This is a genomic window from Mycobacterium kyogaense (assembly GCF_036946525.1).
GTDB classification, from domain to species: Bacteria; Actinomycetota; Actinomycetes; order Mycobacteriales; family Mycobacteriaceae; genus Mycobacterium; species Mycobacterium kyogaense_A.
Genome location: NZ_JAQIIY010000022.1, coordinates 101,967 through 114,848, shown reverse-complemented (window position 1 = coordinate 114,848; position 12,882 = coordinate 101,967). Strand labels below are relative to the sequence as shown.

At 67.4% G+C, this 12,882-nt stretch carries 9 protein-coding genes and 1 pseudogene; 3 read left to right on the top strand and 7 right to left on the bottom strand.

The genetic code is table 11. The features are described from left to right. Positions 1-18 precede the first annotated feature (18 nt). The gene (gene relZ / locus PGN37_RS19265) at positions 19-1,725 is read left to right on the top strand and encodes a bifunctional ribonuclease/(p)ppGpp synthase (RefSeq protein WP_335332601.1); all 1,707 of its coding nucleotides are present in this window, start codon (positions 19-21) and stop codon (positions 1,723-1,725) included. Positions 1,726-1,729: 4 nt separating this feature from the next. Here relZ and PGN37_RS19260 read toward each other — a convergent pair whose 3' ends face one another. The 7 genes and pseudogenes from PGN37_RS19260 to PGN37_RS19230 form a co-directional block, all read right to left on the bottom strand. Beyond that, complete coding sequence (locus PGN37_RS19260) at positions 1,730-2,863, bottom strand: aromatic ring-hydroxylating oxygenase subunit alpha (protein ID WP_335332600.1); 1,134 nt, start codon at positions 2,861-2,863, stop codon at positions 1,730-1,732. A gap of 33 nt (positions 2,864-2,896) precedes the next feature. Next, positions 2,897-4,093 carry an NAD(P)/FAD-dependent oxidoreductase gene (locus PGN37_RS19255; protein WP_335332599.1) on the bottom strand — a complete coding sequence of 399 codons (1,197 nt, stop codon included), beginning with the start codon at positions 4,091-4,093 and terminating at the stop codon, positions 2,897-2,899. Beyond that, positions 4,093-4,443: a bifunctional 3-phenylpropionate/cinnamic acid dioxygenase ferredoxin subunit gene (locus PGN37_RS19250; protein ID WP_335332598.1), complete on the bottom strand. Its 351-nt coding sequence runs from the start codon at positions 4,441-4,443 to the stop codon at positions 4,093-4,095. The genes PGN37_RS19255 and PGN37_RS19250 overlap by 1 nt, the downstream gene beginning before the upstream one ends. 138 nt (positions 4,444-4,581) lie before the next feature. After that, positions 4,582-6,203, bottom strand: a pseudogene (locus PGN37_RS19245) (BCCT family transporter). A gap of 249 nt (positions 6,204-6,452) precedes the next feature. After that, positions 6,453-7,232, bottom strand: coding sequence for an IclR family transcriptional regulator (locus PGN37_RS19240; protein ID WP_335332597.1), 780 nt, complete (start codon positions 7,230-7,232; stop codon positions 6,453-6,455). Positions 7,233-7,367: 135 nt separating this feature from the next. Then, the gene (locus PGN37_RS19235) at positions 7,368-8,003 is read right to left on the bottom strand and encodes a TetR/AcrR family transcriptional regulator (protein WP_335332596.1); all 636 of its coding nucleotides are present in this window, start codon (positions 8,001-8,003) and stop codon (positions 7,368-7,370) included. A 4-nt stretch (positions 8,004-8,007) separates the two neighbouring features. Beyond that, positions 8,008-9,381, bottom strand: a complete 1,374-nt coding sequence (locus PGN37_RS19230) for a flavin-containing monooxygenase (RefSeq protein ID WP_335332595.1) — start codon at positions 9,379-9,381, stop codon at positions 8,008-8,010. Positions 9,382-9,580: 199 nt separating this feature from the next. Between PGN37_RS19230 and PGN37_RS19225 the strand changes: the two genes are divergently transcribed. Both PGN37_RS19225 and purU read left to right on the top strand, forming a co-directional pair. Next, positions 9,581-12,034, top strand: coding sequence for a GcvT family protein (locus PGN37_RS19225; protein ID WP_335332594.1), 2,454 nt, complete (start codon positions 9,581-9,583; stop codon positions 12,032-12,034). After that, the gene (gene purU, locus PGN37_RS19220) at positions 12,031-12,882 is read left to right on the top strand and encodes a formyltetrahydrofolate deformylase (RefSeq protein ID WP_335332593.1); all 852 of its coding nucleotides are present in this window, start codon (positions 12,031-12,033) and stop codon (positions 12,880-12,882) included. The genes PGN37_RS19225 and purU overlap by 4 nt, the downstream gene beginning before the upstream one ends.

The window sequence follows — 12,882 nt, the reverse complement described above, 5'->3', positions numbered from 1 at the left end:
TCGGGCACAGTAGGGGCCATGTATTTCGTCGGTCTGGACCTGGCGTGGGGCCAGCGCAAACCCACCGGGGTCGCCGTCGTCGACGACGCCGGGCGGCTGGTGGCCGTGTCGGCGGCCACCGACGACGCGAGCATCAGGGCGCTGGTGGCGCCCTACGCGGAGGGCGAGTGCGTGGTGGGGTTCGACGCGCCGATCGTCGTGACCAATCCAACGGGCCAGCGGCCCGCCGAACGGGCGCTCAACGCCGATTTCGCGAAATTCCAGGCCGGCGCGCATCCGTCGAACACCGGTAAGCCGGAGTTCGCGGACGGGACCAGGGCCGGCCGGCTGGCCGAGGCACTCGGCCTGGACATCGATCCGCACTCCCGGGGACCGCGGCGCGCGCTCGAGGTGTATCCGCATGCGGCCACGGTCGCGTTGTTCCGGCTCGGCCGCACATTGAAATACAAGGCCAAGCAGGGCCGTTCGGTGGCACAGCTGCAGGCCGAGCTGCTGCGGCTGATGGATCTCGTCGAGGGGCTTGCTACCGCGGAGCCCTCGCTGCGGGTGACGGATTCCCCCGACTGGGCGCGGTTGCGGGAGACCGCCGAACGTGCCGAACGCAAGAGCGAATTGCGCCGTGTGGAAGATCCGGTCGACGCCGTCGTCTGCGCATACGTCGCCCTGTACGCCGCCCGCCGCCCCGAGGGGTTGACCTTCTACGGCGACGCCGAGACCGGGTGCATCGTGACGCCGGCTCTGCCGTCGGACCTGACCCCGGCCCCACCCGAGCCGACTCCCGGGGTGGTGCACGACGCCATCGCGACCTACACGCAGCGGCGCCCGCAGTTGAAGGCGTCCACCGCGCGCTACCTGGGGATGGTGACGGCGCTGCTGGACGACGCGGGCATCGACTATCTGAGCGTGACGGCCCGCACCAAGTCGGTGGCGTCGTTCGCCGCCAAGGCCGACCGCCACGTCGACGGGCGCCGGCTGTACGCCGATCCGCTCTCGGAGATCACCGATCAGATCGGTCTGCGGGTGATCACCTATCTGCGCGACGACGTCGCGGCGGTCGCTCGCCTGCTGGGCCAGGAGATGCAGCTGCTCGACGATCGCGACATGGGGGTGGAGACCGCCAGCGAGGGCCGGTGGGGGTACGCCAGCCGGCATCTGCTGCTGGCCACCGAGGGTGAGCAGCAGCCGGCATCGGTGCAGGTGCGCACGATCCTGCAGCACGCGTGGGCGGAGTTCGAGCACGACGTCCGCTACAAGGGCTCGATACCGGAGGAGGACGCCCCCGACCTGGATCGGCGATTCACCCTCGCCGCGGGTCTGCTCGAGCTCGCCGACCGCGAGTTCTCGGCGATCCGGGAGCGGCTGCGCTCGACCACGCCGGCCGAGCGGCCGCAGAGCGCCGGTGAGGCGGGTATCTCGACGCCGGTGCTGGCCACGTATCTGGCGAACCGTTTCCCCGACGCCGGCTGGTCACGCACCGACCACTACGGGTGGATGGCCGGCCTGCTCCTCGATCTGGGCATCGACTCGATCGACGAGGTCGACGCCGCACTGGCCGAAGTCGACACCGACGCTGTCAACGCCGCGATGGACTACCGCTTCCCCCCGGGTGCGGTGCGGCGCCTCGACGACGCACTGTTGGCGGTCTACGGCAGGCGCTACATCGACCTTCCCGGCAATGCCCACCGAATCCAGTTGCTGGAGAACAGGTCCGAACGTCTCGACTGACGACTCACACCGCGAGCATGCCGCGCAGCCAGTCGTGGAACGCTCCGATGTGGTGCTCGCTGGGTACCAGGACGCCGCCGTTGCGGTACACCCGAGAATTCATCGCCGGCTGGCATCGCTCGGCTGCTTCGAAGTCCTGGCTGTTGACGCGATGGAACAGTTCCACCGAATGGCTGACGTCGCGGCCGGACTCGACGACGTCCGGCAGGTAGAGCCAGTCGCACTCGACCACGGTGCGGTCGGCGGCCAGCGGGAACATCCGGTGCACGATCACGTGGTCGGGCACCAGGTTCACGAACACCTGCGGGCGCACCGTGATCGCGTAGTAGCGCCGGTCCTGCTCGGGCGCGACGCCGGGGATGTGATCCAGACCTTCGGAGCCGTCGATCGTGAAACCTTGGACGTCCTGGCCGAATTCGGCGCCGTGCCCGACGTAGTACTGGGCTGCGTAACCATCGGCGAACTCGGGAAGTACCTCGGTCAGCTCGGGGTGGATGGTGGCGCAGTGATAGCACTCCATGAAGTTCTCGACGATCAACTTCCAGTTGGCCTTGACGTCGTAGACGATGCGGCGCCCCACACTCAGCTCGGCGGTGCCGTAGCGATCGATCGATTCGAGATCGCCGAGCCGATCGACGATCTCCTGCATCACCGTGTCCTCGAAGGACGGTGGCTCGTCGGCCAGACACACCCACACGTATCCCAGCCATTCGCGCACGGCGATCTTGCGCAACCCGTACTCGACCCTGTCGATGTCGGGCATCTTCGTCAGGTTCGGGGCGGCGATGAGCTTGCCATCGAGGTCGTATGTCCATGCGTGATAAGGACATTGGAAGGCACGCCGCACCTCGCCACTGTCCTCGGTGCACAGCTGGGCGCCCCGGTGGCGGCAGATGTTGAAGAACGCGTTGACCGCTCCCGTGCGCGATCTGGTCACCAGGACGCTCTCGCGGCCCACCTGGACTGTCTTGAAGTCGCCGGGCTTGCCCAGATCGGACGAACGCACCGCGCAGAACCACATGGCCTCGAAGATCTTCTGCTGCTCGAGCGCGAAGACCTCGGGGTCGGTGTAGTAGTGGCCGGCCAGCGTGGAGATGAGGCTCTCGGGCAGTTGTGGGGCCGCTTCGAACGTGGTCATGAGACTCCTGAAAATGGGGCGAGAGTGCAAGTATCAGACGACAACCGGAGCTGCCGCGAGTTGGCGGCGCCACCGGGTGAACAGCTTGGGTTGGTCGACGCCGAGCACGGCGACCAATCGCCCTGCGCGCCGGTAGGTGGCGAGGAAACTGCCGCTCTCGCAGCTGCCCGCTTCGATGGTGACCTCGTCGTCGGGAAGCGCGGTGCCCGCGAACTGGATTCGCGTGCCGTACTGATCGGACCAGAAGTACGGCGCCTTGGCGGCGGTGCCGCAGTCGAGCCCGCCCGACAGGAGCGCGGCGACGGCGATCGCGGGCCGCTCGAGGGCGCCCGTCCAGTGCTCGACCCGGCGCGTGCCGCCGGTCGACGCGTCGTGCCAGGCCGCGCAGTCACCGACCGCGACGACGTTGGGGATGTTGGTCTGGCCGCTGGGGCCGCAGATGACGCCGTTGCCGAGGTCCAGGCCGCTGCCCTGGAGCCATTCGATGTTCGGGATTCCGCCGATGCCGACGACAACGACGTCGGCGGGCAGGTGGCGGCCGTCCGCCAGGTCCACCCCGGTGACCCGGTCGACACAGTCGGAGTCAAGGAGCGCGCGCTTCTGCCCGGTCAGGCCCGCCACGCCGACGCCGCAGATCAGCGTGGTGCCGTGTGCGCCGTGAGACTGCGCGACGACCGCGCCGAGACGCGCGCCGAGTTGCACCTGCAGCGGTGTGGGCGCGGCCTCGACGACGGTCACGTTCATGCCGAGCTTCCTTGCGGTGGAGGCGACTTCGGCTCCGATGAAGCCGGCGCCGATCACGACCATCTGCCCGCCGGGTCGCAGTTCCGCACGCAGCGCGATCGCGTCGTCGATGGTGCGGATGACGTGGACTCCGGTCATCGTCTCGCAGCCGGGCCAGCGCCGGGCACGCGATCCGGTGGCGATCACGAACCCGTCGGCGTGCACGCGGCGGCCATCGGCGAGTTCGACGGTGTTCGCGGTGGTGTCGAGCGCGGTGGCGGCGGAGCCGAGCAACCACTCGGCGGCCAGGTCGTCGGTGTCTTCGAGGCTCAAGTCGTCCTCGGTCAGGACGCCGGCGAGGAAGTCCTTGGACAGCGGGGGGCGGTCGTAGGGCCGCCGGGTCTCGTCGCCGATGACGGTGATGCGACCCGTGAACCCTTGTGCGCGCAGGGCTCTGACGGCCGAGAGGCCGGCCAGTGATGCTCCGATGACGGCGATGTGCTGCATCACTGCCCCAGACGCGCGCGGATGTCGGGCGGGAGGTTGGGCTTCTCGGTGCTGAGCTCGACGCGGATCATGCCGTCGTCGATGACGACGGCGTGGGTCCGCACAGGCAGTTTGGCGGGAGGCGCGTCGACGGCTCCGGTGCGCAGGTTGAACCGCGACGCGTGCAGCGGACACTCGACTTCGCAGCCTTCGAGCCAACCGTCGGCCAGTGAGGCATCCTGATGCGAGCACGTGTCGTCGATGGCGAACACCTCGCCGGTTTCGGTGTGGAACACGGCAATCGGCGGATCCGCGACGACGCGGACCGACTCGCCCGGCGGCAAGTCGGAAAGCGGGCAGACGTCGATCATGTGTTGCCTTCCTGTTTCGGTTAGATGACGCGTATTAAGGAACGCGATTCGTAATACGCAACAGTGTGTGGGCCGTCACAAACGTTGTCAAGCGGAACGGCGGCAAGTTTCACTGTGAGTTTCCTGACCCTGCGCGGATCACGAAAGCACTGGTCGCCGCACCGCGCGAGCGATGCGGCGACCAGCGCGACAACAGCTCGCCCTACGGGGTCGGGCCAGGGATCCGCGTCTCGTCGGGCACGGCCGTTCTGTCCAGATCGGCCATCATCGGATCCCGCGTGACGTCGAGGAACAACGACACGCACATGCCGATCATCACGAGCACGAACGGCGCGGCCACGATGATCGTCATCGTCTGCAAGCCGTTGAGCGCATCGTTGCCGCCGGCCCACAGCATCAGCACCGCGACCGCCCCGGTACTCAGACCCCCAGAATGCGACCACCCAGCGCGAGGGATACACCGAGCCGCTCTGCGAGAGAGTGCCCATCACCATCGACGCGGCGTCGGCACCGGAGACGAAGAAGATCGCGACCAGCGCCATGACGAGAAGAGAGGAGAGCCCGGCCAGCGGCATGTGGCTCAGCATTCCGAACAGCGTGGACTCGGGCTCGCCGCTGCCGAAGATGTCCTTGCCGTCTCGCTGCAACCCGATTCCGGCTCCGCCGAAGATCACGAACCACAGCAGGCTGACGGTGGTCGGGATCAGGATCACGCCGACGACGAACTGCCGAATGGTGCGACCCCGGCTGATCCGCGCCAGGAACATGCCGACGAACGGCGTCCAGCTGATCCACCACGCCCAGTAGAAGATGGTCCACGACGACAGCCACTTCTCGGTGTCGCCACCGGCCTCGGCGGAGCGGGCCGACATGGCCGCGAGGTTGGCCAGATAGTCCCCCAGCGCCGTCGGCAGCAGATTGAGGATCAGCACCGTGGGGCCGACGACGAAGACGAAGACGGCCAGGATGAGCGCCAGCACCATGTTGATGTTCGACAGCCACTGGATGCCGCGTGACACCCCGGAGACCGCGGACGCGACGAAGGCGAGGGTGAGCAGCGCGACCACGGCCACCAGCAGAAGCGTGCCCGCCTTGCCGACCCAGCCGAGAACCTCGATGCCCGAACCGATCTGGAGCGCACCGAGGCCGAGGGAGGCCGCGGTACCGAACATGGTCGCGAAGATCGCGAGGATGTCGATGGTCTTGCCGATCGGCCCTTCGATGCGTTTGCGCCCGAAGATCGGGATGAACGATGCGCTGATCAGCTGGCGACGCCCCATGCGATAGCTGCCGTAGGCGATGGACAGGCCCACCACCGCGTACATCGACCACGGGTGAAAGCCCCAGTGGAACAGTGCCGTGGCGAGCGCGGTGCCCGCCTTGGAGTCGGCCAGCCCGGGCGGCGGGTTGACGAAGTGGGTCAGCGGTTCGGTCACACCCCAGAAGATCAGCCCGATCCCCATGCCGGCGCTGAACATCATCGCGACCCAGCTCACCGTGTTGAACTCGGGCTTCTCACCGTCTTGGCCGAGCGGAATCCGGCCGTAGCGACTCAGCGCCAGCCAGGCGGCGAACAACACGAAACAACTGGCCGAGACGATGAACACCCAGCCCATGTTGCTGACCACCCAGCTCAGGATCGCCGACATCGTGGTGCTGAACTTCGTGGGCGACAGCAGACCCCAGGCGAGGATCGCGACGACGATCAGCGCCGTGACGCCGAAGACCACCTTGTCGGTGACGGGCGGCCGCTGACACAGCGGGACCTCGTCGTCGTGGCCCGGGGCGATCGGCGCGCCCGGACCGGGAAACGTGTGGTGCAGCTTGGCTTTCAGCTCGTCAGCGGCGAGCTGATGTTCGTGTTGTGCGGTCAACTTTTCACTCCTGACCAGTCCTGAGCGCGTGTGACGAGAGCCACACTCGTGATATATTAGAACGCGGCGCAGTGATACACCACCCGGTCGAGCGAAATTAACCGTGGGAAACGCGCTGGAAACGATGCCGAGGCGTCAGCCCCGGTAGCCCATCCGTTCGGAGACCGACGCCGCCGCGGCGACAACTGCCGGAATCACCTCGCGGGCGCGAGTGTCATCGAGTCGATACACCGGACCCGAAACGCTCAACGCGGCGATGACGATGCCGGCGTGATCCCTGATCGGTGCCGCCACGGCCGTCAAACCGTGTTCGAGCTCCTCGGTCGACACCACGTAGCCGTCGTCCGCGATCGCGGCCAGTTGGCGGTCGAGCTCGGCCATGGACGTGACCGTGCGGTCGGTGTACCGGGTCAGACGGGCCTCGGAGAGGACGTCGCGGCGAGCGTCTGCCGACATGTGGGCCAGCAGGATCTTGCCGCTGGAGGTGGCGTGCAGTGGGGTCAGCTCGCCGACCCAGTTGTGGCTGCCGACCGACCGCGGACCGCGGGCCTGATCGACGTTCACCACATAGTGCGACCGGAGCACCGCGATGTTGACGGTCTCCCCCAGCTCGAGCGCCAGTCGTTCACAGATCTCGCGGCCCTGCTGGGTGACGTCGAGCTGACCCGACACCGCATTGGACAAGCGCAGCAGGCCGAAGCCGAGACGGTATTTACCGCGGTCGTGTGCCTGCTCGACCAGCTCGTGGTCTTCCAGCGCCGACAGCAGCCGCGACACCGTAGATTTGTGCACCCCGATCTCGTTGGCGAGTTCGGTGACGCCGACCTCGCCGAGGCGGGCCAGGATCTCGAGCACGGACACAGCCCGGTCGACAGACTGCACACCTCCGCCCGACTCGGAGCTCCCGTTGCTCATCGCAGCGACACTACCGGGGCTGCTGCGCCACCTGTGCCACCGGCGGCTCCCCCCGAACGCACGCTTTATGACGAAATTCGCGCAGAATCCATCAGAAAGCGTGCGCTCGGCGCCTGTTGACCAGCCGCAGCGCCCTCACTGCGCACCGCCGAAGATGGCGGCGGTCCACACGTGGGTGAGCGAGCGATGCACGTCGTCGGCGGTGTCGAGACCGTTGCCGCGCAGGAATCGCTCCAGCACGCGTTCGTTCAGCGAGAGCAGCGAATGCGCGAGATCTCGCGAGGCGCAGCCGGCGTCGGCGGCGGGCGCACGGTGCTCGTCGATGTAGGCCGCGACGAAGTCCTCGTAGCGGGTGAGCCACGACTCCCAGATGGCCCGCGTGTCGGCATCGGCGTCGCGGGCGTCGAGCATCGCCAGGAAGCTGTTGCGCTGCGCGAGCCAGGACTCGACGGTGTGCAACATGACCTTCGAGAGGTTCTCGCGCGGATCGCCCTCACCTCCGAACACCTCTGCGGCGTCGCTGATCTGAGCGTCGAAGATGCCGGCCAGCAGATGTGTGACGGCCTCGTTCTTGCTGCTGAAGTAGAAGTAGAACGCCGACCTCGCTAGCCCGGCTTCGCCCGCGACGTCAGCCACCGAGACCTCTGCCAGTGACTGCCCGTCGAGTCGGTGTGCGAGCGCGGCCAGCAGCCTGGATCTGCGTTCTTCCCCGCGCGGCTGAGGTCGCTGCGTGCCGCGTCCCGACGACCGCGCCTCCGAATCGACGGCCATGCGCTCAGCGACCAAGCGTCGACGTCTGCGGGATGCGGCCGGTGAGTGTGACGGGCCCCTGCCGCGCCGCCCGGCGGGCGCCCGCCGGCAGTTCCCGTTTGCGCATGTCGCGCTCGTAGTCGAAGTAGTCGACCTGCTGTGTGTGCCGCGGCCGGTCCGCGAAATGACCGATGTACTTGCGCTCGTCGGCCGCGATCGTCGCGCGCATCTCGCGAGTCGACGGCGGCCGGTAGGTCCCGCCGAGGTAGGCCGCGGCCATGCGGGCCTGGCATTCCACGAACGGGAACAGGGTGGGCAGCGCTTGGGCGAAGCCCACGAAGATCAGGTCGTCGAGTTCGGGGTCGAGCATTCGCTTGTACAGCGGCAGTTTGTTGTTCGGGGCGCTGAGGAAGTCCGGATCGAAGAACGGGAACGTGATGTTGTACCCGGTGGCGTAGATGATGACGTCGACCTCCACCGACGATCCGTCGACGAAGTGCACCGTGTCGCCGTCGAGGCGCTCGATGTTCGGCTTCGCGATGGCATCGCCCGCGCCCAGACGCATCAGCAGTTCGGCCGACTGCGTCGGATGCGCTTCCAGGAAGTGGTGATTGGGCGTGGGCAGTCCGTAATGCTCGGGGTTGCCGAAGAGCAACCGGGGAACCGGCCGCATCACGCGGCGCTGCCACGACAGTGGGATGACCGGCAGCGTCCTTGCGATCTTGTCCGCGGTCACGCCGAAGATGTATTTGGGCACCACCCAGGCGCCCGAGCGGGTGGACAGATACACCGTGTTCTGCCACGACTTCTGGGACAGTTCGGAGACGACGTCGGCCGCGGAGTTCCCGATACCGACGACGATGATGCGCTTGCCCTTGAGATCCAGGGGCTCGGTCGGGTCGATGTAGGCGTGCGAGTGGATGGTCTCGCCGTCGAAATGGCCGGGAAAGTCCGGGAATCTCGGGTCCCAGTGGTGGCCGTTGGCGACCACCAGCGCGTCATAGTCGCGGCTGCGGCCGTCGCTGGTGTCGATACGCCAACCGCCGCCCGGGTAGCGGTGTGCGTGCTGGACCGCGGTGTCGAAGCTGATCCGCTCCCGCAGACCGAAGGCGTCGGTGTAGTCGTCGAGGTAATCCTTGATCTGAGAATGGTGGGGATAGTCCGGCAGGCTCGGGTCCATCGGGAAGTCCTTGAAGCACAGCAGGTCCCGTGAGGTGTCGATGTGCAGCGAGCGGTACGCGCTCGAGTGCCCGTTCGGGTTGCGGAATGCCCAGTTCCCGCCGACCCGGTCGGAGGCTTCGAAGCAGTCGAAGTCGACGCCGGCGTCCTGGAGGTTCTTCGCGGTGGTGAGGCCGCTGATGCCGGCTCCGATGATCGCCGTGCGCGGTGTGCTGTGCATGTCGCTCCTGACTGTGGCGTCGCTCACGCCCTGCCGACAACGTACGGACAAAACCTGACAGCAGTCAAGATTTTTCGCGACCAATTTTTACTACGCGTTCGAATGCGCGTCGGGGTGCGCGTACAGGTTGACCACTGGTGGACGGCACTTTAGGTTGGTATATCAGTTGTTGATCAATTAACAAGGAGTGGCCACGCACATGGGATCCCCTCGCGTCGTAATCATCGGCGCCGGCATCGTCGGCACCAACCTCGCCGACGAGCTCACCGCCCGCGGGTGGGACCGCGTGACGGTCCTCGACCAGGGGCCGGTCCCGTTGACCGGCGGGTCGTCGTCGCACGCGCCGGGCCTGGTGTTCCAGACCAACTCCTCGAAGACCATGACGACGTTCGCGTCGTACACGGTGGAGAAGTTCCTGTCGCTCGACGTCGACGGCGCGTGGTGTTTCAACCAGGTCGGCGGCCTGGAGGTCGCGACCACCGAGGATCGGCTCGCCGAACTGCACCGCCGCCACGGCTGGGCCACCGCCTGGGGAGTGGGCGCCCGGGTGATCGATCCGCAGGAGTGCGCGAAGCTGCATCCGCTTCTCGATCCCGCGCGCATCCTCGGCGGGCTGTACGTGGAGACCGACGGGCTGGCCAAGGCGTCCCGGGTCGTCGTCGCCCTCGCCCGGCGCGCGCAGAGCCGCGGCGCCGAGTTCCGCGGTTCCACGAAGGTGGTCGGGATCGAACACAGCGGCGGGAAGGTCACCGGCGTCGCGACGACGACAGGGACGGTGCCCGCCGACATCGTGGTGTCCTGCGGCGGGTTCTGGGGACCCGAACTGGGTGCGCTCGTCGGCATGGATGTGCCGCTGCTCCCCCTGGCTCACCAGTACGTGAAGACCCACCAGATCCCCGAGCTGGCCGGGCGGAACACCGAGGCCTCCGAGGCCGGCTTCCCGATCCTGCGCCATCAGGATCAGGACCTGTACTTCCGCGAGCACGTCGACCGCCTGGGCATCGGGTCCTATGCCCACCGCCCGATGCCGGTGGATCTGCGCGAGCTGCCCGACGGTGAGATCACCTCGGACGCAATGCCATCCATGCTGGAGTTCACCGAGGACGACTTCGCGCCGGCATGGGAGCAGAGCAAGCTCCTGCTGCCCTGCCTGCAGACGGCGACCATCGATTCGGGCTTCAACGGCATCTTCTCGTTCACCCCCGACGGCGCACCGCTGGTCGGTGAATCGCCGGATGTCGCAGGATTCTGGATCGCCGAGGCGGTCTGGGTGACGCACTCGGCCGGTGTCGCGCGCGCCGTCGCGCAGCTGCTCGTCGACGGCCGGTCCGAGGTCGCGCTGAACGGCTGCGACGTGCATCGTTTCGAAGAGGTGCAGCTCGACCCCGAGTACGTCAGCGAGACCTCCCAGCAAAACTTCGTCGAGGTCTACGACATCCTGCATCCGTTGCAGCCCAAAGAATCTCCCCGCGACCTGCGCGTCAGCCCGTTCCACGCACGACAGAAGGAACTCGGGGCGGTGTTCCTGGAGGCGGCGGGCTGGGAACGGCCGCACTGGTTCGAGGCCAACGCCGACCTCGTCTCCGAACTGCCCGCGGAATGGCAACCGCCGCAGCGTGATCCGTGGGCAGGTATGTTCTGGTCGCCGATCGCCGCCGCGGAGGCGTGGCGCACCCGCACCGCTGTCGCCCTCTACGACATGACGCCGTTGAAGCGCCTCGAGGTCACCGGACCCGGCGCCCTGGAGCTGATGGAGCGGCTCACCACCGGCAAGATGGACAAGTCGGTCGGCTCGGTCACCTACACGCTGATGCTCGACGCCGCGGGCGGTGTCCGCAGCGACGTCACAGTCGCCCGTCTGGCGGCCGACACCTTCCAGGTCGGCGTCAACGGCAACCTCGACCTCGACTACGTGCTCCGCCAGGCCGACGACAGCGTGGTCGTGCGGGACATCACCGGCGGCACCTGCTGCATCGGCGTGTGGGGTCCCCACGCCCGCGATCTGGTGACGGCACTCAGCGGCGACGACTTCTCCAACGAGGCCTTCAAGTACTTCCGGTGCAAGCAGGTTCGCATCGCCGGTGTGCCGGTGACCGCGATGCGCCTGTCCTACGTCGGCGAACTCGGGTGGGAGCTCTACACCACTGCCGAACACGGTCTGCGCCTGTGGGATGCGTTGTGGGCGCAGGGTCAGCGCCACGGGGTGATCGCGGCGGGCCGGGCCGCGTTCAACAGCCTGCGCATGGAGAAGGGGTACCGCTCCTGGGGCACCGACATGACCACCGAACACAACCCCTACGAGGCCGGCCTCGGATTCGCCGTTCGTGCGCAGAAAGACGGCTACATCGGATACGAGGCGCTCGCAGGTGCGTCCGACGACGCCGTCGAGCGTCGGCTGGTCTGCCTGACCGTCGACGACGGCCGGTCGGTGGTCCTCGGGTCCGAGCCGGTGCTGCTCGACGGTGAGCCGGCCGGCTACATCACCAGTGCGGCGTTCGGGCACACGGTCGGCACGCCGATCGCGTATGCCTGGCTGCCCGCATCGGTGACCGTCGGAACTCCGGTGGAGATCGCGTACTTCGACCGCCGGGTGGCGGCCACCGTAGTGGCCGAGCCGCTCGTCGATCCCGAGATGGCGAAGATCCGCTCATGACACAGACATTCACGTTGACGCTGAGCTGCCCGCAGCGGCCCGGCATCGTGCACGCCGTCAGTTCGTTCCTGTTCTCCCGCCGCTACGACATCGCCGAACACCAGCAATTCGACGACGACGTGAGCCAGTCGTTCTTCCTGCGCACCACGTTCTGCTGCCCCGACGACGGGGTCGATTCGGCCGCTCTGACCGACCAGTTCGCCTCCGTGGCAGCGGGCTTCGACATGACGTTCCGGATCGACGGGACGCGGCCGCCGCGGGTGCTGGTGATGGTGTCGAAACTCGGGCACTGCCTCAACGACCTCATCTTCCGTTGGCGCGCAGGGACTCTCGGTGGCGAGCTGGTCGCGGTGGTGTCCAATCACGAGGTGCTGCGGCCGATGGCCGAGGCCGCCGGTCTGCCGTTCGTGCACATCCCGGTGACGCCGAGCACCAAGCCCGAGGCCGAAGAACAGCTGATGCGCGTGGTCGAGGACATGGACGCCGAGGTCGTGGTGCTGGCGCGCTACATGCAGGTGCTCTCCGACGAGGCGTGCACCGCGCTACGGGGGCGCGCCATCAACATCCACCACTCGTTCCTGCCCGGGTTCAAGGGCGCCAAGCCTTATCACCAGGCCTACGACCGCGGGGTGAAGATGGTCGGTGCGACGGCTCACTACGTGACCCCGGATCTGGACGAGGGCCCGATCATCGAGCAGGAAGTCATCCGAATCGACCACTCGTACAACCCCGCTCGGCTCGCGACCGTCGGGCAGGACGCCGAGGCGCTCGCACTCTCGCGCGCCGTGCGCTGGCATTGCGAGAACCGCGTACTGCTCCACGGTCACCGCACCGTGGTGTTCCGCTGA

Coding starts and splice junctions, on each gene's coding strand:
- relZ (WP_335332601.1), top strand. CDS start 19: ATGTATTTCGTCGGTCTGGACCTGGCGTGGGGCCAGCGCAAACCCACC.
- PGN37_RS19260 (WP_335332600.1), bottom strand. CDS start 2,863: ATGACCACGTTCGAAGCGGCCCCACAACTGCCCGAGAGCCTCATCTCC.
- PGN37_RS19255 (WP_335332599.1), bottom strand. CDS start 4,093: ATGCAGCACATCGCCGTCATCGGAGCATCACTGGCCGGCCTCTCGGCC.
- PGN37_RS19250 (WP_335332598.1), bottom strand. CDS start 4,443: ATGATCGACGTCTGCCCGCTTTCCGACTTGCCGCCGGGCGAGTCGGTC.
- PGN37_RS19240 (WP_335332597.1), bottom strand. CDS start 7,232: ATGAGCAACGGGAGCTCCGAGTCGGGCGGAGGTGTGCAGTCTGTCGAC.
- PGN37_RS19235 (WP_335332596.1), bottom strand. CDS start 8,003: ATGGCCGTCGATTCGGAGGCGCGGTCGTCGGGACGCGGCACGCAGCGA.
- PGN37_RS19230 (WP_335332595.1), bottom strand. CDS start 9,381: ATGCACAGCACACCGCGCACGGCGATCATCGGAGCCGGCATCAGCGGC.
- PGN37_RS19225 (WP_335332594.1), top strand. CDS start 9,581: ATGGGATCCCCTCGCGTCGTAATCATCGGCGCCGGCATCGTCGGCACC.
- purU (WP_335332593.1), top strand. CDS start 12,031: ATGACACAGACATTCACGTTGACGCTGAGCTGCCCGCAGCGGCCCGGC.